Genomic DNA, 25,198 nt, shown 5'->3' on the forward strand with positions numbered 1-25,198 from the left:
GCTTTGAATGACCTGAACCTTGGTTGTGTCACCGATCCAGTGGGCAACATCAGTTTGTCTACGCTGTTTACGGCAACAACGACTACTGGCGGAAGCTTCAGTGGTACGGGCGTTACCGGAAATACACTTACTTACACAGGCCCCGGTTGCTACGAAGTGACCTATACGGTGAGCGCCTTTGCGGGAGCCGACGTAGCGTGTACAGACGAAGCCACGGCTTATATCTACATCCAGGAGCAACCCGAACCAAGCTTTGACCTGACGGATCAACTGTGTTGGGATGGCGTTACGGCAACGACCTTGACGCCACTTGTGAACTCCCCTGTTTACACGAGCAGTGTAGCTCGCGCGTGGAGCAGCAGCAACCCCGCCGCCGCGACGATCGACCCCATGACGGGCGTTGTAACGGTCATCGGCAGTGGCACGACAACGATCTGTCTGGAAGAAACGATTGCTCATACTTCATGTAACCTTTACGCTGCAAGCGACTGTGTGGTAGAAGTCTGCCAAACGCTGATCATCACCGAAACGAATGAGGCAGTAGACGCGAGCTGGACGACCTTCGGCCCGCTTTGTACCGACGATGCGGTTGTTGATCTTGATCTGCTGGTCACTGGTGAAGCTAACGGTGTGTTCACCGGCAGTGGTGTTAGCGGCACGCATCCGAACTACAACTTTACACCAAGTACGGGCGCAGGCCTTTACACGATCACCTATACGGTGAGCAATGGCAGTGGCTGTACAGCGGTAGAATCACATACGGTAGAAGTGTTCGGCCCGGTGAGCGCTGCTTTGAATGATGTTCATTTAGCTTGCTTGGTGCAGCCGGGTGGAAGTATTTCACTGAGTAGCTTGTTTACTACAGGAACTACGCCAGGCGGAACATTCACTTTAGGTACGGCTACCGGTAACGCTGTGATTAGCGGCCAAGCTTTGGTTTACCAAGAGCCTGGTTGTTACGAAATTACATATACTGTCAATGCCTTTGCGGGTGCTGATGTTACCTGTGCCGACGAAGCTACTGCTTACATTTTGATAAGTGAGCAGCCTCAGCCAAGTTTCGATATTCAGGATCAAGTATGTTGGTCAGATGGAGATGACCCGATGACACATATCTACAATCCGGTGGTAAATAGCCCTGTTTACACAGATGCGGTAGCTCGGGTATTTAGTGTACAAAGTGGCCCCGCTACTTTGCTTAACGCAACAACAGGCCAAATTCAGATAACTGGAATAGGAACAGTCATTCTTCGACTCACGGAGACCATTACCTACGAAGTTTGTGGAACAACACCAACGGGTACTTGTGAGGAAATTTACGAAGTACAAATAATGGTAAGTGATGGAACTGCTCAGGACGCAAGCTTTACGGTGAGTGATCTGTTTCCGTGTCTTGATGAAGTGGTGATGCTGACACCTGCTGAAACGGGAGGACAGTTTACCGGAACAGGGGTTACAGACAATGGCAATGGGACGGGAGCAACCTTTAGTTTCAATGCGCTTGGAATTTACCCTGTGACTTACACCTTGAATAACCCGAATGGTTGTAGCAATGTGTATACCGTAAACATCACGGTTCAGGATTTACCTGCGGTGATTTCTTGTCCAGCTGATGTTGATTTGAGCTGTGACGATCCTTTGCCACTTGCTGCGACCAATATTACGGAATTCATGGCCTTGGGGGGAACTGTGACTGATGATTGTGCCGATGCGGCTATGATTGCCAATTTTGCGATAAGCGCAGTAGATTTAGGAAATGGCAATTCTGTATGCCCGGACGACGGTATGAAGATCGTTACTAGAACTTACACCATTATCGATTTGGCCGGTAACGAAACTGTTTGCCAACAATTCTTTAACTATGCTGAAGATGCTAGCCCGCCGTTAATTACAACGGCAGCAATGGACGAAGTGGTAGAATGTGATGGCAGCGGTAACGCTATGGAGTTAGCAAACTGGTTAGGTACTGTTGGTGGTGCTATTGCTACAGACAATGGAAGCTGTAGCACTGATCTGGAATTGGTCTGGACCAACGAGCTGTTGCAAACCGTGGAAATGTGTGGAGAAACGGTTACCTATACCTATCGCTTCACCGTAAGTGATTTGTGTGGTAATACGGCAAGTACCGATGCTGACTTCATCATCGAAGATACGACTGACCCTGTGATTACGATGGAAGCAGATGACCTTACCATTACTTGTATGGATGGCGATATCCTGACCCCCGAATTATTGGAATGGCTGGATGCTAATGGCAATGCTACCGCAACGGATGATTGTGGTAACCTGACTTGGACCAATGATCTCGACCTATCAGCGGCAGGAGCCTTGTGTGCGACAGGTGGTGTTATTCCGGTGACCTTTACGGTAACGGATGAGTGTGGCAACGACATGACCACTGAAGCCGACCTGGTTATCACGCAAGTATCTTCCCTTGGTGTAGCTAAGCGAGTAGTGAGCTTAGTGAATAACCCTGATGGTTCTGCGACGATTACTTACGAATTCAACGTAGAAAACTTTGGTACTGTTGATTTGGACAGCCTTCAAGTGACAGATGATCTCTTTGAAACCTTCCCTGCCCCTTGTGCTATTACCAATGTGATTATCACCAGTGATGATTATTTGGTTAACGTGAACTTCAATGGATTGACAGATGTCAATTTACTGTTGGGGTCGGATGTATTACAAGCGGAAGACAAAGGCTCAATTTTATTGACCATCACGGTTGGTGCTTGTGGCATCAACAACGGTCCTTTTGTCAATTATGCAGAGGCCGATGCCGTACAAGGCGATGGTACCCACATCACGGATACCTCCAATTGGGGCGTAGACCCTGACCCTGATGGCAACGGAATTCCTGATGAGGAAAGCGGCACACCTGTAACCTTCGAAGAAGTGGTGAACCTAGGTGTAGCCAAAGACCTCATTTTTGCGCAGATCAATCCAGACGGCAGCTACGATGTTACCTACGAGTTTAATATCCAAAACTTTGGAACGGTCAACTTTACGGGTTTGCGTTTGCAGGATAACCTGAGAGCTACTTTCCCGGAAACTTGTGAAATTGAAGTTACGCTTCTCACTTCTGGTGAGTTTGATACCAATAACGATTTCTTCGATGGTATCAATGATATTGAATTATTGACGGGGACTGATGTTTTGGAACCCGGCGAAGATGGTTCCGTCAACCTCAGTTTACATATCACGAATTGTGGAGGCAACCTTGGTCCGTTTTTCAATAATGCAACCCTAAGTGGTATCGCCCCCGATGGAATGACGTATTTTGATGCTTCAGTCGATGGTACGCAGCCTGACCCCAACGGAGACAACAACCCTAATGAATTCTCGCCTACTGTGGTTGATTTTGAAGAGAATCCTTTCCTCGGTGTTGCCAAACGGGTGAGTGAAGGGCCTACTTTACGTGCCGACGGCTATTTTGAAATTACCTACGAGGTGCGTGTTCAAAATTTTGGCGATGTCAACCTGGAAGTATTGGGTGTTTATGATAACCTCGCCCAAACCTTTGCCGGTGCCGCCGACTGGATGCTAATAGGTATTGAAAGTGAAGAATTTGCTGTAAATATCAGCTATAACGGTATCGATGAGTTGAACCTCATTGAGCTTGGTGATATTCTGACTCCTAATGAAGAAGGAGCGATTTATATTACCGTTAAAGTAGCTCCTGGCGGTTTCCCCGGGCCATACCTGAACACGGTCTTTGCCAATTCGATTTCTCCTTTCGGAACGATCGCCAACGATGATTCACAAGATGGTAGTGATCCTGATCCCAATGGTGACGGTGATCCTACCAATGATGAGGAAGAAACCCCCGTAACGCTAGATTGCTTCGTAGGCATCATTTGCCCCGCAGTGACGGATACTATTATCGTCGACAACGACCTGGGCTGGTGCCAAGCGGCGGTCAATTTTCCTCCTGCGGAGATTGTCACCTGTGCTGGTGTGCCTGATAGCTTGATTGAATTCAAACTACTTGGCGCTGGTGCAATGGATACTGCTCTGGACGCATGGATCGCTGGACAACCTAGCGGACTGATGTACAATGTCGGACTTACTGAAGTACTGATTCGTACCAGCGTGCCTTCCTTGCCTATGCTGGGCTACTCCGATACTTGCTCCTTCTTTATTCGTGTCAACGATAAGGAGGTACCAGCTATCCTTTGTCAGGATATTACTGTTCCTGTGGGTAGCAATTGTGAGTACGTGCTTACGCCCGATCGCCTTGATGCTGGAAGTACCGATAACTGTACTGATCCCGCCGACCTGATCTACGAAATCAGTTTGGATAACATAACTTATACTGATGAATTGACCTTTGGGTTGGATGATTTACTGATGTCGCCCATCACGGTGTACCTACGGGTCACGGATGAGTATGGCAACTTCAGTATCTGTACCAATGAAGTCAATCTCGTTGATGATACAGCTCCACAGATTGTATGTCCGGAAGACCGTGATATTCCTGCTGACGAAAACCTTTGTGTAGGAATCATTCCTGACCTGATGGCTGAAATGACCATCGACAACTGTGCGCCAATTGATACCGTTTTCCAAGTGCCTGCCGCTGGTTTGCTCTTTGGAACTGCAGATGGCGATATGATTACGGTAGTCTTGACGGTGGTGGATATCAATGGCAATACGGATACCTGTGGTGTTGTACTGACTTTGATCGACGAAACACCGCCAACCTTCCTCAATTGTCCTGCACCCAATGTGGTACTGACCAGCTTGCCTGGTTTATGTAGCAATTTTGCCAACTTCAGCTTACCTGAAGCGATAGACAACTGTGGGATTGGCGTGGTGGTAACCCAAACCGACGATACTGGCCTGACGAGTGGTGATATGTTCCCAGTAGGAACGACGATCCTCGAATTCACGGCTACTGATCCAGCTGGAAATACCACTGTATGTACCCGCAAAGTGATTATCAACGACAATGATGATCCTACGGCTATCATCGGAGATGGCTGTCCTGCGGATATGACGGTTAATGTGAGTCCGAGCGAATGTGGCGCGTTTGTTAGCAATATCTCTCCACGTTTCCAGGATAATTGTGATGAAAACCTATCTACTGTTTACCGTTTGGTAGATGGAATGGGGAATACGATTACGGATGGCTTGGCCGATGCCAGTGGCGAGTTATTTATGCTGGGCACCACTACCGTGGAATACCTCGCGCAAGACCAACCACTGCTGCTCATCACGGAAATGACGCACGATCTGCAAGCGACAGTAGGAGGTACGGAACCTGTTCCTGCCTTTATTACCAGTGGCACACCTGACGGTGATTTTCTGGAAATAACCAACTTTGGCCCTGCCAGCATGGATGTGAGTTGTCTCGGTATCGAGCGTCACCATGCGGGAGGTAGCGAAAGTATAGCCTTACCTCGCTTTACGGTATTGGCTCCGGGCGAAGTGATTACCATTCATTTTGGTGACGGAACAGACGATCAAGCTAACGGCTTCTTTAATGTTGCCGGAGCGGTCAACCTCACTCCGGGAGAAGGAGCAGCCTACGTGATTAGTCACAGCGGAACGGTGCTTGATGTTGCCGTACTTGGAAACTTCAACCCTGTAGGCTTGGGTACTTTAGCAACGGTAAGTAGTGCCGACTGGAGTGGCCAGGTCAACGGCGCCCTCAGTGGTGCGATACGTACTTTCGTTTGGGATACCAATACGGCGGACGATTTTGTGGCAGCAGCCGTTTGTGGCAATACGACCATCGGTAGCCTCAACCCTCAATTGCCACAGCCTGCGGATAATGGAGGGTTGACTTCCTTGCAATCACAACTTCCAAATACCATCAGCTGTACCTTCATGGTAACTGTTGGCGATAATGAATTCCCACGTTGTGGTGCGGAAGGCGAAGCTCTCGTCTACAATAATTTCAGCGGCGGACAATTTTTCGCTGGCGATTGTGTAGAAAGCACATTGTTGGTGACTGATTTTGGCCTTCTGGCAGATGTGAACCTTCACTTTACCGGAACGACCAACGCCTTTGGTAATTTAGACGTAAGTCTGATAAGCCCGAACGGCACGGAAATTGATCTAGCAAGTGCCATCTGTGGTACAGCACCAGGATGGGACATTACCTTCGATAGTGATTCGATTCCTTCGATTCTTTCAGCTTGTAATTTATTGGGAGCTGGCGAAGAATTATCACCTGTAAATAGCTTGGAGCAATTCGTTGGACAAACTGCCAATGGCACTTGGACCTTGCGTTTGGGACACAATGGTAGTCTGAATCAAGATCCGATCACCTTGGAAGGATGGTCACTTGAACTACGTTTGCAAACAAGCTACGACCAGCCTGATATTACAATAGCCAACGATCCTGGCGAATGCAGTGCTTTGATTGAATGGCGTCATCCGATCTTCTTCGATAATTGCCCTGATGGCACGATTCAGCAAATGATCGTTTCAGAAGACGGCGTATTGTTGAGCAACGGTCAGCTAGCCGTAAGCAGCTGGGGTGCACTGACGACGTTTAACTTCCCAGTTGGGACAACGAGCGTAAACTATACCCTTACCGATGCCGCTGGTAATGTCACCGAATGTGGCTTCCAGGTTACCGTCAATGATGAAGAGCCGCCCATGGTGAATTGTCCAGACGATGTGGTTATCCAACTAGGCCCCGGAGAGTGTGAGGCCGCTTATACGCCGCTAGACTTGGATGTTTCCGATAACTGTGGCGAGTATACCGTAGTGGCTACACCATCGTTCAACACCTTGTTACCCATCGGGGAAACGATGGTGACCGTTGTGGTTACGGATGCTGCAGGTAACCCAGTGACGTGTACTTATACGGTTACGGTGTTGGAGTACATTCCGGTAGATCCGGCAATGGCTTGTATTGAGCAAATCAATGTGTCACTTGGCCCGGATTGTACACGGGAAATCACGGCTGAGATGATTCTTACCGGTAACAATTATTACTGTTACGAAAACTACGAACTGACTTTGCTGGATGCTCCTGAAGGTAATCCTTTACTGTCTTCTCCTTTCGTTACGGATGAACATATTGGTCAAACGGTAGTGGTGGAGATTTGTGATTTGATCAACAATGTATGTTGTTGGGGGTACGTCAATGTAGGCTTCTACGAGGCACCTACCTTTGAATGCCCGGCAGATACGACTTTGAGTTGTATTGAGTTGACAACACCAGCCTTTACCGGTGAGCCCGTACTTCTTTCCTGTGCATTGGGCGGAGCAGATATCTCTTACCAGGATTTGGTGCAGGAAAACGGCACTTGTGCCGACACGATCCTGGTTATTGATCGTACCTGGACGGTAGCAGATGCCTCAGGCAATAGCACCAGTTGTGTACAGCATATTGTGGTGGAGACTTTCGATCTGGAAGAAATTGTCTTCCCGGCAGATCGTGATGGGGTGAGCCTTGCAGCACTTAGTTGTTCGGACGTAGCCGCGAATCCCATGTTGACCCATCCGGATTCGACGGGTTACCCAACTTTGAACGGAAGTACGGATGTCTTCGGTGTCAATAACTGTAGTGCATCTTACTTGTATACGGATGAAGTTTACAATATCTGTGCAGGCAGCTACGAAATCTTGCGTACCTGGAAGGTGCGTAACACCTGTTTGCCAGTCGTAGTAGGGGAGAACCCTCGCGAGCATATACAGCTTATTCGCGTACTGGACCAGGAGGACCCACAGGTGGCTTGTCCGGATAACTTGATTATCAGTACCAGTCCGTTGACCTGCACGGCTTACTATCCTATTCCTGCACCCTTGATGATGAATGATGGTTGTTCCAATACCACTTACACCGTTTCGGTCAGTGGAGGAGCACTTACTTTTGAGAATGGTAGTTACACCTTGAGCAACTTGGCTCCTGGCACGTATACGATTACTTACCGCGTCAGCGATGAATGCAATCGCCGTACCACTTGTAGCTATGATGTGACGGTAGAAGACCTGATCGAGCCTACAGCAGCTTGTGATGATCTATTGCAAATCAGCTTGGGTGGCCAAGGGGTTGCCCGCATTACTGCCGAAGATTTAGACGAAGGTAGCCATGATGCCTGTGGCCCCGTAAGCTTGGCGATACGCCGTGAGTTTACCCGCGATCCAGAGAATTGTAGTGAAGTGGCTGATTACTTCTCTCCATGGGATGAAGAGCAATTCTTCAGCTGCTGTGACCTCAATGAAACAGTACTGCTGGAACTACTGGTGACGGACTTGCAAGGCAATACCAATACCTGTTGGTTGGAGGTGTTGATCGAAGACAAGCTGGCTCCGTTCTGTACGGCTCCTCTGGATCAGACGGTCACTTGTGTGGAATGGCCATTGCTCTTTAGCGGTGATATAGAAGATGCTTACGCAAATGATTTTGCCGCAACATCACTGATGATGAATGACCTCTTTGGTGGCCCAACGGGTATTGACAATTGTACGGTTGATACGCTGGTAGAACGTGCCCCGAATATCCAGATCAACGATTGTGGATGGGGAACCATTACACGCCGTTTCGCGGCATGGCAATGGAACGGAGATGCCAACGGCAATGGTACCATAGACATTGATGAAGTACTGTCTTCTGTGAATACTTGTAGTCAAATCATCACGATAGAGGAAGTCCATGATTATGCGATTTCCTTCCCTGCGGATGGTGATGCTGCCTGTACGGACGGAACGGTAAGCTGGGACGAAGTAGAGGTCTTCGCTAATGGTTGCGACGTATTGGTTGTAAATGTTGGTGAACCGGAAATCTACCCAGCTTCGGCAGACGAATGTTACAAACTTCGTATTCCTTACACCATCATCAACTGGTGCGTGTGGGACGGTGAAGTGCCAGCGGCAAACCTTTCGCGTGATGAAGACAATGACAATGAACCTGGCGAGGCTTTCTGGGTCTATCGTCGAGGAGGAAGCAGTGAAGCTGTAATTGATACAGACAACGACGATACCAACGGCAACATTCGTGAGTTGCTGGATCGTGGTCACTGGAAGTATTACCAGTTTGTAAAAGTATACGACAACACTGCTCCGATCATCGAAGACAGTGGTGCGCTGGAATTCTGCGCAACGCCTGCTTGTGATACTTTGGTAACGCTAAGCCTCAGCATCACGGATGATTGTGGCCTCAACGGCTTGCAAATTATTTCGGTGGAAACCGATAACAATGCTGTAGATGCCAACGGAAACGGAGTGATAGAGTCGAATGAGTTCGTTACGGATATCATTGTTACCGATCAGTCGGTTTATGATGGTGCGGGAATCCTTACTTATAGCGGTGTTCACCCTATCGGTATACATGCACTACGGGTCGTACTGACGGATGGTTGTGGCAATACGGTGAGCCATTATACCACCTTCCAAGTCAATGATTGTGTGGCTACGGCCCCGATCTGTTTGAACGGATTGACAGCAACGCTGATGCCTACACCCGAAGGCGATTGTGCGGCAGCTATTTGGGCAACCGACTACCTGGGCAGCCCGGTAGAGGATTGTTCCGGCCCGCTGCAATATGCTATTTACCGGGCAACGGAGGTAGAAGCAGCTGGGGAAGGCTTTGTGCCTGATCCTGCTCGAACGGGACTCGTGCTCACCTCTGCTGATGAGGAAACGACAGTGCTCTACATCTATGCGATTGATGCGGCTGGCAATTTTGAATATTGCGAAACCTACGTGCTGGTACAGCTAGGTGACCCCTCCTGTTCAAGCGGTGAAAATGCGACGATCGCCGGGGTGATAATGACGGAAGATGCGGAACCCGTAGCTGCTGTAGAGGTGAATCTAAGTGGAGGTAACACTTCTACGATGACGACCGGAAATGATGGTGCTTACGCTTTTGCGAGTCTCGAAGCGGGGCAGGATTATTCTGTGACACCGTATTCCAATGCGAATCCACTGAATGGGGTTTCTACTTTCGATATTATCTTGATCAGTAAGCACATTTTGGCGGTACAACCGCTGAACAGTCCTTACAAGCGGATTGCGGCAGATGTGAATCACTCTGGTACGATTACAACTTTGGATTTGATCCAGTTGCGTAAGTTGATACTGAATATCACGACCGAGTTTCCTAACAATACCAGTTGGCGATTTGTCGATCAGGATTACGTTTTCCCGGAGCCTACTAATCCTTGGATGGAGGTCTTCCCAGAGTTGATCAGCATCAACAATATCAGTACTATCATCAATGATGCCGACTTCGTAGCCGTAAAAATCGGTGATGTGAATGGCAGCGCGCAGGCGAATGCGCTGAGTAGCGATGATCGTACCCTGGAGGAAGAGCTGCAATTGGAAATCGAAAATGCCGACCTGCTGCAAGGAAATGTTTACACCATTGCAGTGATGGCAGGAACGGCGACAGGCATGAGCGGTTTTCAAGGGACGCTACAGCTGGAAGACTTGGAACTCATCACCATTGAGCACACGCTGACTTCTGCGGCGAACTTTGGTTTGCAGGATGCTGAAAATGGATGGGTGACTATGTCTTGGAACCAAAGAGAAGGTCATCCGGACTTGTTGCCAACGGATGTGCTCTTTAGCTTGGTGGTACGCGCGATGTCTGATCAACGCCTGAGTGATGGCTTACAAATCAGTAGTCGCTATACGGTAGCAGAGTCTTACCGCGTCGATATGATACATGATTTGGGCCTCCAATTTGTGGACAGTAGCTGGCCGAGAGCAGAGTTTGCGCTGTACCAGAATACGCCGAACCCTTTCCAGGGTGAGTCGATGATAGGATTCTACCTGCCGGAAGCATTGGAAGCTACACTTACGGTGCAAGATGTTAGCGGACGAATTATCTTGTTGCTAAAGAAAGATTGTACCGAAGGCTACCATGATTTCAAGCTCACCAAGCAACAATTACAAGGCTATACCGGTGTGTTGACTTACACCTTGCAAGCTGGTGATTATCAGGCGAGTAAAACGATGGTTGTGGTGAAGTAAAGAATTGTAAAACGAAGTGGAATACCCCAGGCTTTGGTCAAAGTCTGGGGTGTTCTTTTTTAAAATGTGTTATATTTAAAAATTGAAGCTTTCTCTTTACTTTAAACATAATCCTATGACACGTTTCTCTCTACTGATTGCCGCGATTTTGCTGGTGAGTATGCTCCATGCACAAGACTGTCCAACCCTCACTTGTGCGCCTGTTACTTATACGCCTTACCCAACGGAAACGGGGGAATGCAGGTGGCCGATTCCAGTCAGTCATTTTATCACCAGCGATTTAGCGACCTGCCCTGGCCCGGTAAGTCTGGCCATTTATAGTACAGATGAAATAGCGGCGGCTGGCGAAGGGTTTACGCCGGAGTTTACCGGGCGCGATACTTTCTGGTACGAATATCCTGATGGTGAAGAAACTACCGTCGTTCAGGTATTTCTTCAGGACGGCACAGGCGCCGTGCAAGTATGTGAAACCTATCTATTGATTCAGATGGGGGTAGCGATAGAATGCTATCCACAGGGCGATCCTATTGCAGGTAATATCCAGACGGAAAATGACGAACCCGTAGCAAATGTACAGATTGATATTACGGGAACCATCCAGGAAAGTTTTGTCACCAATGGAGATGGGCGCTTTCTTTATCCCTTCTTTTCTTTTGCCGACAGCCTAGTGGTTACCCCTTCACGTGATGATAACCCATTGAATGGCGTGAGTACTTTTGATGTGGTATTAATGACCAAGCATATTTTGGGTACCCAGCCATTAGGCAGCCCTTACCGCATGGTTGCCGCCGATGTCAACCAGTCTGGGACGATCACCATTCTTGATATTATCCAGATCCGGAAATTGATCTTAGGGGTTTATGGTAGTTTTCCGAATGCGCCCTCCTGGCGATTTGTACCAGCGGCCTACTTGTTTCCTGCTCCGACCAACCCTTGGCAGGAGACTTTTCCAGAAATGATTATTTTCGATGATTTAGAAGAAAACGACGTTATTTCGGGCGACTTTATCGGCATCAAAATGGGCGATGTGAATGGCAGTGCGCAGGGGAATTAGTGCTTGCTGCACTGGTTTTAGTTCAAGCTAGGGTTTTCTCGGATCACCAAGTGCGTAAGGCGGAGCCTTTAAGCCCGAGGCCCGGAGGGACTAAGGACGAGGTGGTGTAGTGGTAGTGCGTAGCAAAGTGAAGCACTAGGAACGGAAGAACCGGTAGCCAGCGCAGCGCAGCTACGGCCCATATTGAAATGTCATTTCGCAAAATGTAGGATCAGTAATTTCGCCGACCCCTAAAATGAGCGTTTTAAGTTTGACAGGGCACTAGTTGGAGTTATTCCACGAACGCAGTGTAAATGCATGAATGTATTTATACGAATGGCACGGTGCTGCACCCTTACCCCCGCCTACGTTCCAACAGAATCATCATCATCAAGCCCAGCATGATGCGATCATCATCATCGTTATCCATAGGCCCGACTTTTTCGAGAAGAAACTCTTTGCCCCAAAAGGAAGCCTGCTTGGATAGCCTGACAATCGCTTGCCCGCTTTTATTGGTAACGAGATAGGAGGGGTTGAAAAAATAGCCGGTAAGCATTCCTAGAATTGGAATTTCACCCAGCATAGAATCCATCACTTTGATCCAGCCATTCTCTTCCCTTACGTGGTATTGAATTTGCTGGTGCTGATCGATGATCTCGTACTCTGCCTTCCACATCGACCGCCATCCTTTGCGAGCTATTTTACCAAATTCTTGCCCACCTTGGTCAAAGAAACTATAGGCCGCTGAGAAATCTATCCATTGATCAGCCTTGATGCTATAGTTGAGTTTGGTTCTGCTTTCGTCACTAAAGATCTGGATGTCTTCCTTGAACTTAAACATCTTTTGCCTGACGTAGGCTACGATGTTACCTCCGGCGTCGGTTGCCGTGAAATCATTAGATAAGGTAGAGATTTTGAAGGTGAACTTGAGAGGGAACTTAAGTACTTGCATGGTTTGGGTTTAGTGGTAAGAGCGTTATTGTTCACCTAAAGCTACGGCTTTTGCTTGAGGTTGTACGGAGGCTTGACTAAAACATCTATTTCTGTACCTGATCGTGTTATTGCGTAAATGTATTTATACGAACAGCCAAAGTCCAAACTACTGGTTTTTCTTCTTTGGTTTTAATATTTTTCTAAGTGTTTTAACCCACGGATTCCATTCTGATCTCTTGTGAATATTACAGAGTTGACTCTCAATTTTATCAAAAGCATCTTCCAGCAATGCGTCATGTAGCCACCTGATGGCGAAAATCCAAGCAAGGGTTCCTAACCCTGCCGTTTTCATTTTAATAGTGTGCTTAACTTCCGTCTTAGATTCACTCAAGGTCACTATTTCGAATTTGTGTCTACCGTTGAAACCATTGGGTTTTTGAAACTCAAACTCAACAAACTCTTCGGGGTTATAGTCGACCACGATGTATCTTATTGGTCCATGCCCACCTTCTGAGTTTATGGCTAATCCATTTTTGAACTTCATAGGAGGCCACTTTTCCCAGGGCCACATTTTATCGCCTTTTTGAGAAAGTGTAGCGAACAAGTTCAAAACCTCCTCTTTGGACTTGTTTATTTGCCTTGTATGGATATTTAGTACGTTCATTTTTAATGCTTCACAAACACCTAATCCCGAATTTCCCAGCTTACGAGCTTCAATTTGCTCTTTTCCAGCTGTTCCCAGGTGCCGTTGAAATCATCGCGCCGTTGTTGTAGAATGAATTGGCTGTCGTAGGTGCCGGGTTGGTAAACGCCCAGGAAGTAACTACCCTCCTTGGCAGTGAAACGCTCAAAATCTACAAGGCGGACTTTGCTGCGTTGGCGCTGCCACAGGTCTTTATTGAAAGTATCTTCGTCGGAATTGATATAGACGTAATTGCGTACCGGAATGAGTGAATAGTGGTAGATGGCTAAGTAGTTGGCTGTACCACTAGGGGTCAGATAAACTTCTACTTCTTGAAGGTAAAACTGTTGCTTGGCCATGTCCTCCGTTCTGGTGCGCAGGCTTTCAGGGCTGTCCAGCTTCCAGATTTTGTGTGGAGTATCTGTTTCATTTTTGTACCAAACGCCAATGTAGTGCGCATCTAGTTCGCTGATAGCGTAGGCTTGGACGTTGCTGAGGAGGTAACCCGCTGCAGCCATCGCACGTTTTGCTTTAACAAAATCGGCCCAGCTATTGGTCTTGATCAGGGTATCCGGTAGCGAACTCTCGGTATAGATGCCCCAGTAGCGGCGATCTTCGCCCTGGCCGGTCGTTTCTACATTAGTGAGGCGAAACCCCTTGGCATTGAGGCTGTTATTATTGGCTACAAACTCTTCCCAGCTTAGCTGTTCAGCGTATTCCATCGCCGCATCGGAGCCACGAAAAATACCACTTATTTGTTGTGCAGATAGGGACGTGCAGAGCAATGCCATGAAGGCAAATGATAAAAGGCGGTAAGGCATAGTAAGGTAAAGGATGGTTTATATTGGATTGACGTTCACTAAGGTCTGATTATTGTACGACTTTTTGTTATCCCAATAGAAATATCACGACAATGACCGTTCATTTTTAGTAATATTGACCAATGAAGGAGCTTGTACACAATGGTATTGATCATTTGCTGAGCGCAAATTTTCCTTTGGTTAAATCATCCCGCTGGGGCTTGGTTACCAATGATGCGGCACTGACGCTGGAAGGCGAACCAACAAGAACCGCGCTGCTCAATCAGCAATATAATCTGCAATGTTTATACTCACCTGAGCACGGATTGTCGGCTCGGGGAGCAGATGGAGAGGCGCAGCATCACCAATTGGATCATCTTACAGGTCTGAAAGTTTATAGCCTTTACGGCCCGGGGTTCGGCCCTGAGTTGGAGGAAGTAGATGCCGTGTTTTTTGATTTGCCGGATATCGGAGTGCGTTTTTACACTTATATCTGGACGCTTTCTCACCTGATGGAGGCTTGTTGTGCACAGGACAAAAAACTGGTGGTACTGGATCGTATCAACCCATTAAGCGGTCAGTTGGCTTTGGCCGAAGGGCCGCTGCTCGATGAAGAAGCGTTAAGCTCCTTTATTGGGCGTTGGTCCATGCCTATTCGGCATTCCCTCACGGTGGGGGAGTTGGCCCGGTATTGGCAAGCCAGCCGCAATATGCAAAACCTCGACTTGGAGATCGTTCCTTGCAAAGGCTGGCAGCGCGACTTCTTTTTTTCGGATACACAAATGCCGTTTGTAGCACCATCCCCGGCGATCAACAGCCCCAAAACATTATTGACGTATCCGGCCCTGTGTTTTATGGAAGGCCTCAATGTGAACGATGGACGAGGAACACCTTCGCCTTTTCAGCAATTTGGTGCGCCCTGGCTGGATGCAACCTCCTTGGTCGGTTATTTACAGGAGCTGGCTTTCCCCGGCCTTGTTTTTGAGCCTGTTTTTTATACGCCTGTAGGTGGGCGTTATCAAGGAGAATCCTGTCAAGGAGCCTTACTAAGGGTTACGGAGCCACAGGTGTATCGTCCTGTTGCCACAGGTTTAGCTATCATTGCAACCCTCTGGCGGTTTTATGCCCATCATCTGAGCGAAGCAACCTACCCCACACACGCCAACCCTTCAGGTACGGGACACTTGGCCTTGTTGCTGGGGGATCAGGCGACCGTACATCTTTTGCAGGAGCACCCGAAAAGCAGCTTATTAAGCCTAAAGGAGTGGACCAACCCCAGGGATTGGAGAGAAGAAGTGACACCATTCTTGCAGTATTAAGTGGATGGTTTCGTGCTGGCGACTGTGCTCACACAGTAGCGCATGTTTATGGGCCATGCCGTCGTTCCTCGGCACCGGGTCATTCGTTCCTACCTCCGGTACCACTACTGCCCCTTGTCCTTGGTTGCTCCGCACCCCGAGCTTCGGCCTGCTGGCCTGCGCACTGGGTGGGGGTGTTTAGGTTGCGCGGGCTTCAGTCCGCCAGTATCCCCCCGCGCAACCTGTAATCCACCCTTTCGGAGCGAACTTAGCCCTTGTAGGAGTATAAGTAGAATGCTGCGTTGACTTGGGCAAGAAGTATTACCGAGAATAAGGGAGAAGAACCCAACCGTAGAACACGATCATACGATTGAAATAATCCCATCCCGCACCTAATAAGATCGCTAGCTGACAATATCGCCCATCGCAAGAGAGAAAAAGAAAGAATGCTTGTCAAGTCACGATATCCTTCTTAGTTTTAGGCTTGCTAAAAGTGGATGATGTTATGAAAAAACTGTACTTCTTTTTCCTGTTGGTGTTAAGCTTGACACTGGGTGCACAAAATACCGTAGGCTTGCTTTCTTACCAGCCTACGGAGACCTTTGCTGGCTACAACTTGATCTATCCTCATAATCAACCGAATGTTTATCTCATCGATAACTGTGGAGAGGTGGTACATGTGTGGGAGGATGAACCGAATTGGCGCCCTGGCAATACGGCCTACCTCTTGGACGATGGTCGCTTGGTGAAGACCAAACGCCAAGCTTCTGTTGCAGGCAACCCTATTTGGGCAGGTGGCGGTGGCGCCATTGTAGAGATACGCTCCTGGGATAATGACCTCTTGTGGAGCTTTGAACGCAACGATGAAAACAATCGCCTTCACCACGATATCGCCATGACGCCCCAAGGGACGATCCTCATGATCGCTTGGGAAAAGAAAACCATGGAAGAAGCAATGGCCGTTGGTCGTAGCCCCTTCCTGCTGAGTGACGGCGAACTATGGCCTGATTATGTGATAGAAGTAGATCCTGCCACGGATGAGATCGTCTGGGAATGGCACGTTTGGGACCATCTCGTTCAGGACATTGTACCCGAGTTGTCGAACTTTGATGTTGTAGGGAGTCGCCCAGAACGCGTTAATGTCAATTGGGAAACCAATGATAGCGGTGCCGACTGGATGCACACCAATTCTATTGATTTCGACCCACTCAATGATCAGATTATTCTATCGGTGCCTACCTTTCACGAGTTTTGGATCATCGATCATTCTACTTCAACGGAACAGGCAGCAACCTCCAACGGTGGCTTGAGCGGCCGTGGCGGAGACCTGATGTACCGTTGGGGCAATCCCGCTGCTTACCAACAAGGCACAGAAGCAGACCAAAAGCTTTTCTATCAACATGACGTACACATAATAGACGATCTTTTACCTGTCACGCACCCTTACTATGGAAAGATGGCATTGTTCAACAACCGTGTCGGTGCTGATTTTTCTACGGCTAATGTGCTGAGCTTGAATTTCGATATGTACGCCGGCGAATATCCTATGACAGGTGCTACCTGGGGACCGAGTGAATTTGATGTCGTAATTCAGCATCCAGAGCCTACCCAATTGTATTCTACCGGCTTGTCGAGTATTCAGTTTTTGCCCAATGGTAACGCATTGATCATGGATGGCCGCCATGGCTACGCCTTTGAACTATCGCCCGACAACGAAGTGGTTTGGGAATACCTGGTGCCCCTAACGGGAGGCCAGCCCGTTACGCAAGGGGATGTCCTGGAAATCAATAACAACCTCACGTTTCGAATGACGCGATACCCGCTGGATTACGGAGCTTTCACTGATCGTGACTTGACTGGGGAGGTTTGGATAGAACAATCACCAGACTCTACCTTCTGTGATTTTATTCTTCCTGCCAGCGAATTAATGACCGATTATCAGCTGGAAATCTACCCTAATCCCACCAACGGCCAACTGACCATCGAATGGGATGGCGGTATGATGATTGAGCTACGCCTACTGGATTTACTAGGCCGTACCGTCTACCAAAGCAAAGAAAGCGGTGGCCGCTGTTATTTGTCTGCGGCAGACTGGCATTCGGGGATGTACATTGTGCAAATCAATGGCGTGTCGGTGAGCAAGGTGGTGGTGAGGTAGTTAGTGACCCAACGCTTGCGCAAAGTCCCCAATAATATCATCGATATTTTCCAAACCTACACTGATACGTAGCAGCCCAGGCGTAATACCCACAGCTTGTCGTTCCGCCTCCGTAAGTTTGGAGTGCGTCGTCGAAGTAGGGTGCGTGACGATCGTACGGGTGTCTCCCAAATTGGAAGAGCGGCTGCATATTTCCAGCTTGTTGACCAGCGCCAAAGCCGCGTCCATCCCTCCGGCGAGCGTACAAGTAACGATGCCGCCGCCTAGTCGCATTTGCTTTTTAGCGAGCTCATGCTGAGGGTGTGAAGGGAGAAACGGGTAGCTTACTGCGGCTACGCCAGACTGCTGTTGCAACCATTCCGCCAGGGCGAGGGCTTGCCGACAGTGGGCGTCCATCCGTACAGTGAGTGTTTCCAAGCTCTTGGACATCAGCCAGGCATTGAAAGGAGAAAGCGCCGGCCCTGTGTGGCGACAGAAAAAGATAATCTCGTCCATCAAGGTTTGGTTACCCAAAATGACCCCACCGAGCGAGCGCCCCTGTCCGTCGATCCATTTCGTAGCGGNNGTGCATCACGAGATGGGCACCAAATTCTATAGGTCTTTGCAAATAAGGCGTGGCAAAACAGTTGTCGACCATCAGAATGAGTTGGTGCTTTTCGGCAAACTTCCCTGCGGCTTCCAGGTCTACCAGGGCCAGCCCGGGGTTGGAAGGTGTCTCTAGTAAAAGTATACGGGTATTCTCTTGTACGGCCGCGTCCCAATTTTGAGGCTCATCGGGCTCAACGTAGCTGTAACTTACCCCCCAACGCGGCATCAGGCTGGTGAGAATCTGGTGCGTCGATCCAAAAACTGCCCGCGTAGCGAGAATATGGTCTCCAGAACGCACCAGCGCCATCAGTGCACTAAATACCGCCGACATGCCCGATGCCGTAGCAAAACCAGCTTCTGCACCTTCCAGTAAACACATCTTGTGAATGAATTCGTCGACACTAGGGTTGTTATAGCGGGAATAAATGATCCCTTCCTCTTCACCTGCAAAAGTATCGCGCATCTGCTCGGCACTGGGAAAAGTGAAGCTGGAAGTAAGGAACAGTGGGGTACTATGCTCCCGGTAATGGGTCGTATCCATTTGGCCACGAATGGCCTTGGTAGAGAATCCTTTTTCGTTAGACATGTGGTTCGCACTTTTAGTGGCGGCCTAAAGGTACAAACAGTTGTGTTATCTTGATTTAGAACTTAACCAAACGTTGGGTTGTACGCACTAGCCCATCCTGGTAAACTTGAAGGATATAAGTACCTGCGACTAAATCACCTAAATTCAGCGAATAATTAGGAGTGGATACGATAACTTCTTGCCTAACTACCTGACCGTGAAGGTTGGTGATTTTCAAAACAGGGTTGGATGCCCGGTCATTGATGTCGCTGCCAGTAGGCAAACTTAAGGTGAGTTGATCACTAAATGGGTTGGGGTAAACCACTACCGTAGCCGAGCCATCTCCAAATTGTGCACTGGCAATATCGCTGTACTCAAATGCACCGTCGTAGTCTACCTGCTTGAGGCGATAGTAGTTGATGCCAGCAGCAGGTTTTTCATCAAGGAAAGTATAATTTGAGAAATTATTGGTAGTACCATTGCCTTCAACTTTACCCAAGGTAGAGAAGTTACGGCCATCAATACTGTGCTCTATTTGAAAGTAGTCGTTGTTTTCTTCCTTGGCTGTCTGCCATTTGAGAAGTACACCCGCGCGGTCGGTTTGAGCAGTGAAAGAGGTGAACTCTACGGGGAGGGGAGCTCCAAAAGTGCTTCCAGTAAATGGACCAAAACCACTATTTGGAAAACCGCTTCCGTCATTGTCAATCCAGTTGGCCAGGTCGTAAATTTCCATCTGGCACTCTTCTAGAGTACCATTGCAGTTTTCTGGACCCATATATAGAAAGGTGTCATCTAAGTCCGGATTCAGTATAAGTATAGCAGTAGTGCCTACTGTTAAATTAGCTGGAATACCTCCGGTATTATTTCCCACTCTGATCATCGAAATTACTGTAGGGCTATTTCTGGTGCCTATAAAGGCATACAAGACTTCAGTTGGGCCAATACCAAACCCGGAGTCTGTTTCTGCAGCAGTACCAATATCGGCGGATATACCTAAATCATTATCAGAGGGATCAGTGATATTAACAACAGTACCCTTGTTAATCACTGCACCTGTATTGTTAGTCCAGGTTACATCTCCTTCACCTGTACCGAAGTTACTATTTGAACTATTATATTCCTCATCAGTAAAAAACACCTGCGCATTAATAGGGACATCATCGAATAAAACAAAAGAAAACCCGTCATCACTTGCGTCAATGCCAGAGTAACCGACAAAAGCCAAATCTCCAGGATCATCAATTACGCCATCCTGTTGACAAAAAAGCTTCGCATTAAACAATAGAATTAAACCAGTTACAAGAAATAAATTTTTCATTTGAATATAGTTTTAGGTTAAAAAAGTTACAGGCATACGTCTCCCTTCTTGCTAGCGACGCTGCAAGGAGGGTACAAAACGTAGTAAATCCTTGCTCCGGCTAGCGGAACAAAGAACATTGTTGAAATCTATTTAAGGGGAGGAATGCGAATGCAAGATGAGCTGATAAAAACAGCCCTAAAGGAGAGGATGAAACCGGGAGGCTGTACAGCCTCCCGGTTCAATGGTCAGATATTACGGTAAGGATTATTAGTTCCTGGAAGGGAAAGTCCCTTGCAGAGCAATAATATAATTCACTGCCAGATAAGGCATCCGATTTTCGTGATCTAGGTTGCCGCCGGTATTGCCAACTTGAACACTAGCAGCCAAATTGTGGCTTACACCACCGAGTAATTCGGAAGGTTCTGCCGCAGCATTGTTGTAAATGTTAGCACCTGCTTCTCCGAGTACATTTCCTGCCGCTTCACCAGAGTTGGCAGTTTCCGTATTGGAAGCAATATTGACACTACCAGCAACGGTTCCTTGTGCAGTATGGTTATGGGAGGGAAGCTGTAAAATATTAAGCGTTACATTTTCTTGTCCAGCCCGTGAACCTTCCCGGTAGGTAGATAGACCTGGCCCGGTTCCTGATGAAATAGGACGTCTACCCCTGAGGTCAGGAAGTGCAAAAGTGGTTCGTCCATCGCCACCGTAAATAGTGCCTAAGATGGAAAAAAGGGCAGTGTTCTGTGCGATAGACAATAACTGTCCTTCACAAAGTGCCCAGCTACGAGGAGCAAAATTTCCGCCAAACATGCGGATTTCTCCTAAAAAGCCTTGTTGAGCCATGATATATAGCTTTTAGTGACAAAATATACGCTCCTTGCGGAGGCATAATTTTGGCTAGGTTAAGAGAAATGATTTAGTTTCTTGACGGGAAGATGCCTTGTAGCGCAATAATATAGTATACAGCCAAGTAAGGTGACCTGTTTTCATGCGATTGGCCACCACCGTTCATGCCAACTTGAACACTAGCAGACAAATTGTGGCTTACGCCGCCGAGTACTTCGGAAGGTTCTGCCGGAGAATTGTTGTAAATGTTAGCACCTGCTTCTCCGAGTACATTTCCTGCCGCTTCACCAGAATTTGCAGTTTCTGTATTAGAAGCAACATTGACGTTGCCAGCAATAGTCGCTTGGGCAATGTGGTTGTGAGCAGGAATCTGTGTGGTGTTAAGTGTTACGGTTTCTACACCACCTCTTTGTCCAAGACGATAAGTAGAAAGACCAGGGCCTGTGCCAGGGGAAATCGCTGTACGGCCACGTAGGTCAGGTAGTGCGAAAGTCGTCCGTCCATCACCACCATAAGTAGTACCCAAGATCGAAAATAAAGCTTGATTTTGAGAAATAGCGAGCAGTTGTCCTTCGCAGAAAGCCCAGCTACGGGGTGCAAAATTTCCGCCAAACATGCGGATTTCACCAATCATCGGTTCCATATGAATATGGTTTATTAGGTTAAAGAAATATCTTAAATGGGCAAAGTACATTGACTTCACCATAGGTGTTGCTAAACTTGTTTTTAAGGGGAGATAAAAGGAATAACACCTTTCATTGTGCCAATATAGTAATTATCCTGATAAAAGAACAAAAGTTAAAGAGAAGTTCTTTTCAGCTGAAGAAGAATTTATCTTATTGAGGTAGCTCATGTAAGGCCCTGTTAAACTGTTGGGCCAATTCTCTTGTTTGTTCCTGGTAACCGGCATCTATTTCTCAATTTCCATTCCTTTAATCTAATGAAGATTCTCGAAAAAACACCCGATTTGGTACAGCAGATTGCTCAAATCGAAACCTTAAGCGGATTGCCTGCTGATGATTTGCAATGGATTGTCGATAAAGGTGAGTACATCTGTTATGAAGAAGGCGAAGAACTGTTCACTCCTGGGATGGAGGCTGAATACATGTTTTTGATATTAACGGGTGCTTACAAAATCCAGATGCCCCAAGGAGGAGAGTTTCGGGATTTAGGGGTAGAGGAAGCTCCTTCACTAACAGGTCTGCTACCTTTTTCTCGGATGAAAATAATTAAAGCTCATGGAACGGTACTGGAGAAATTAACAGGGTTACGCTTACATAAAGATTATTTTATCGAAATGGTTAATGTTAGCTACGCGATGGTCCAGCGTTTGGTAGGGGCCATGTCTAACCGTATTCGAGATTTTACCCAAACAAGGCTACAGAGCGAGAAGTTGATGAGCTTGGGCAAGCTGTCGGCAGGCTTGGCCCATGAATTAAACAACCCCGCCTCCGCGATTGTCCGTAGTGTTGAAGAGCTTTATTCCCGATTGCACAATTCTCCGGAAGACTTCAAGGAGGTGATCACCATGAAGATTACCCCTGAGGAAACCGACCAAATCAATGAAATCATCTTCCCTAAGATTGCTCAGTTGGGGCATTTCGAAGATTTGTCTCTAATGGAGCAGGAAAGTCGCAAAGATGACCTGATCGATTGGCTGGAAGATCACGAGGTAGAGCAGGCGGAAGACCTTGCAGATACTTTCGTAGAGTTTCTGATTTCAGAAGAAGATTTGGATAAAATAGCCGAGGTACTTTCACCAGATGCGCTTTCTCCAGTTTTACGGTGGGCACAGCGTGTTTTTAGTACGGAAAAAATTGTAGTAGAAATAAAAGAAGCCTCCGGGCGGATAGCAGAACTGGTGAGTTCCATCAAATCCTATACCCACATGGACCAGTCGTCCAGCATGGAAGCCCGAAACATCCACGAGGGAATTAAGAGTACCCTCATGATGTTGAAGCACAAATTGAAGCAAAAGCAAATAGTGCTGGACAAAGACCTGGACTGGGACTTACCTACGGTGGAAATATATCCAGGAGAACTCAATCAGGTTTGGACCAATATTATTGATAATGCTATTGATGCTATGCCTCCAAATGGGCATCTGCATATCAAAACCTTCCGTAGGCGTGATAATGCTATTGTTGAAATAACGGATAGCGGCCACGGTATTCCGGAAGAGGTGATGAACCATATTTTTGATCCGTTTTTTACCACAAAAGGGGTAGGAGAGGGTACCGGCCTTGGGTTGGAAGTCTCTTACCGGATTGTCGAAAAACACAAGGGATCTATTGACGTAAGCTCAGTGCCAGGCAAGACTACTTTCTCTGTTTGCTTGCCGATAAAACAATAAGCTGAGGAACAGCACGAAAATACGAAGACACATGGCAGATAAAAAACAACCTATCATCATTTCCGTCGATGATGATCCGCAGGTTTTGCGTTCTATAAAGCGTGATTTGAGGAATCGTTACCGGCAGGATTACCGAATTATCAGTACCCAGTCGGCAAGCCAAGCACTGGAAGCACTCGATGAAATGAAGAATAAAGGAGAAGAAGTAGCTCTTTTTCTATCGGATCAACGAATGCCTGAAATGCTTGGGGTGGAATTTCTTGAAAAGGCAAAAGCTATTTTTCCGAAAGCAAAACGCGTACTTCTGACCGCGTACTCAGACACTAATGCCGCCATCAAGGCCATTAATGACGTGCAGCTGGATTACTATCTGGTGAAGCCCTGGAATCCACCAGAGGAGCGCTTGTACCCGGTGTTAGATGACCTGCTGGAAGATTGGCGAAGCGCCTACAGACCGGCTTTCAGTGGTATCAAGGTCGTGGGGTATCAATATGCTCCACAGTCGCATGCGATCAAAGATTTCCTTTCAGGGCAATTACTGCCTTACCGCTGGCTGGATGTGGATGTAGATATGAAAGCCTCAGAGGTTTTATTGACCAATCAGCTAAGTGGAAAAGATCTGCCAGTAGTCATTTTGGAAGACGGTAAAGCCTTGGCTAATCCATCGGTGACAGAGCTGGCAGAGGCATTGGGTATGCGGGTAGTAGCGGATTCTGAGCTGTATGATGTTGCTATTATTGGAGCAGGGCCAGCAGGGTTAGCTGCTGCCGTTTACGGCGGATCTGAAGGATTGAAGACCTTGCTTATTGAGCGTCGCGCGCCAGGTGGTCAGGCAGGGACGAGTTCTAGGATAGAGAATTATCTCGGCTTTCCTAGTGGGCTGAGTGGCGCGGATTTGGCACGGCGGGCCATTACGCAGGCCACTCGTTTTGGGGTAGAGTTTCTTTCCCCACAGGTGGTCAAAAACATCAAAATCGAGGGGAATTACAAGCACTTGGAGATGGGCGATGGCAAAACCATTGTCGCTAAAAGTGTTGTCCTGGCAACGGGTGTAGAATACAGGCACCTCCCGGCTGAAGGTGCGAGTCGCTTCAATGGAGCCGGTGTTTACTATGGTGCAGCGATTACAGAGGCTACGAGTTGTCGAAACAAAGAGGTCTTTGTCGTCGGCGGTGGAAATTCTGCCGGCCAGGGTGCCGTCTATTTGTCAAAGTTCGCGAAAAAGGTAACCATACTGATTCGTCGCCCGGATTTATCGTCTTCGATGTCGCATTACCTGATTGAGCAAATCAACCAGATTGATAACATAGAGGTGGTAGGGCACACAGAAATTGTAAAAGCCTGTGGCGGCGAGCACTTGGAGTCATTGGTGTTACGTAACCGCCAGGAGGAGAGTACCCGCGAAGTTCATGCCGATGCCTTGTTTGTGTTTATTGGCGCAAAGCCAGCTACTGACTGGTTGCCAGCAGATCTACTGTCGGATAATAAGAAGTTTTTACTCACAGGCCGGGATTTAAGAACCCGGTCTGATTACAATAGTTTTTGGAAATTAGAACGCGAGCCCTTGCTGTTGGAGACTTGCCAAGCCGGTATTTTTGCAGCAGGAGACGTCCGCTCTGGCGCAATGAACAGGGTAGCTTCGGCGGTAGGAGAAGGGGCTATGGCCATCAAGTTTGTCCATGAATACCTGGCAGAAATTTAAAA

General features: G+C 47.8%; 13 protein-coding genes and 1 pseudogene. 6 read left to right on the forward strand and 8 right to left on the reverse strand.

The window, feature by feature from the left end; translation table 11 throughout:
- Positions 1-54: 54 nt before the first annotated feature.
- Both ACRBG0_RS23305 and ACRBG0_RS23310 read left to right on the forward strand, forming a co-directional pair.
- Positions 55-10,935 carry an HYR domain-containing protein gene (locus ACRBG0_RS23305; RefSeq protein ID WP_431489249.1) on the forward strand — a complete coding sequence of 3,627 codons (10,881 nt, stop codon included), beginning with the start codon at positions 55-57 and terminating at the stop codon, positions 10,933-10,935.
- Between the two features lie 115 nt (positions 10,936-11,050).
- On the forward strand, positions 11,051-11,989 hold the full coding sequence (locus ACRBG0_RS23310; RefSeq protein ID WP_431489250.1) for a hypothetical protein: 939 nt from the start codon (positions 11,051-11,053) through the stop codon (positions 11,987-11,989).
- Between the two features lie 334 nt (positions 11,990-12,323).
- On the opposite strand, the gene ACRBG0_RS23315 is transcribed toward ACRBG0_RS23310, so the two are convergent.
- From ACRBG0_RS23315 to ACRBG0_RS23325, 3 genes are all read right to left on the reverse strand, one after another.
- Positions 12,324-12,920, reverse strand: coding sequence for a hypothetical protein (locus tag ACRBG0_RS23315; RefSeq protein WP_431489251.1), 597 nt, complete (start codon positions 12,918-12,920; stop codon positions 12,324-12,326).
- A gap of 147 nt (positions 12,921-13,067) precedes the next feature.
- The gene (locus tag ACRBG0_RS23320) at positions 13,068-13,445 is read right to left on the reverse strand and encodes a hypothetical protein (RefSeq protein ID WP_431489252.1); all 378 of its coding nucleotides are present in this window, start codon (positions 13,443-13,445) and stop codon (positions 13,068-13,070) included.
- Between the two features lie 140 nt (positions 13,446-13,585).
- On the reverse strand, positions 13,586-14,404 hold the full coding sequence (locus tag ACRBG0_RS23325) for a hypothetical protein (protein WP_431489253.1): 819 nt from the start codon (positions 14,402-14,404) through the stop codon (positions 13,586-13,588).
- A 122-nt stretch (positions 14,405-14,526) separates the two neighbouring features.
- On the opposite strand from ACRBG0_RS23325, the gene ACRBG0_RS23330 reads away from it, so the two are divergent.
- The gene (locus tag ACRBG0_RS23330; RefSeq protein WP_431489254.1) at positions 14,527-15,702 is read left to right on the forward strand and encodes an exo-beta-N-acetylmuramidase NamZ family protein; all 1,176 of its coding nucleotides are present in this window, start codon (positions 14,527-14,529) and stop codon (positions 15,700-15,702) included.
- 484 nt (positions 15,703-16,186) lie between these two features.
- Positions 16,187-17,839, forward strand: a complete 1,653-nt coding sequence (locus ACRBG0_RS23335; protein WP_431489255.1) for an aryl-sulfate sulfotransferase — start codon at positions 16,187-16,189, stop codon at positions 17,837-17,839.
- Here ACRBG0_RS23335 and ACRBG0_RS23340 read toward each other — a convergent pair.
- The 5 genes and pseudogenes from ACRBG0_RS23340 to ACRBG0_RS23360 form a co-directional block, all read right to left on the reverse strand.
- Positions 17,840-18,402 (reverse strand): trans-sulfuration enzyme family protein (locus ACRBG0_RS23340; RefSeq protein WP_431489256.1); only part of this gene is annotated, 563 nt, incomplete at its 5' end.
- Between the two features lie 2 nt (positions 18,403-18,404).
- Positions 18,405-19,013, reverse strand: a pseudogene (locus ACRBG0_RS23345) (trans-sulfuration enzyme family protein); the annotation flags it as partial.
- Positions 19,014-19,068: 55 nt separating this feature from the next.
- Positions 19,069-20,310, reverse strand: a complete 1,242-nt coding sequence (locus ACRBG0_RS23350) for a T9SS type A sorting domain-containing protein (protein WP_431489257.1) — start codon at positions 20,308-20,310, stop codon at positions 19,069-19,071.
- Between the two features lie 249 nt (positions 20,311-20,559).
- A complete protein-coding gene (locus tag ACRBG0_RS23355) occupies positions 20,560-21,138 on the reverse strand; it encodes a phage tail protein (protein ID WP_431489258.1) in 579 nt (192 codons plus the stop codon).
- 73 nt (positions 21,139-21,211) lie between these two features.
- Complete coding sequence (locus tag ACRBG0_RS23360; RefSeq protein WP_431489259.1) at positions 21,212-21,784, reverse strand: phage tail protein; 573 nt, start codon at positions 21,782-21,784, stop codon at positions 21,212-21,214.
- A 297-nt stretch (positions 21,785-22,081) separates the two neighbouring features.
- Here ACRBG0_RS23360 and ACRBG0_RS23365 point away from each other — a divergent pair, with 297 nt between their 5' ends.
- Together ACRBG0_RS23365 and ACRBG0_RS23370 are read left to right on the forward strand one after the other, a co-directional pair.
- On the forward strand, positions 22,082-23,494 hold the full coding sequence (locus ACRBG0_RS23365; protein WP_431489260.1) for an ATP-binding protein: 1,413 nt from the start codon (positions 22,082-22,084) through the stop codon (positions 23,492-23,494).
- A gap of 31 nt (positions 23,495-23,525) precedes the next feature.
- Positions 23,526-25,196: an FAD-dependent oxidoreductase gene (locus ACRBG0_RS23370; protein WP_431489261.1), complete on the forward strand. Its 1,671-nt coding sequence runs from the start codon at positions 23,526-23,528 to the stop codon at positions 25,194-25,196.
- Positions 25,197-25,198: the final 2 nt, after the last annotated feature.

It is taken from the genome of Lewinella sp., from assembly GCF_050633125.1.
Classification (GTDB): Bacteria; Bacteroidota; Bacteroidia; order Chitinophagales; family Saprospiraceae; genus Lewinella.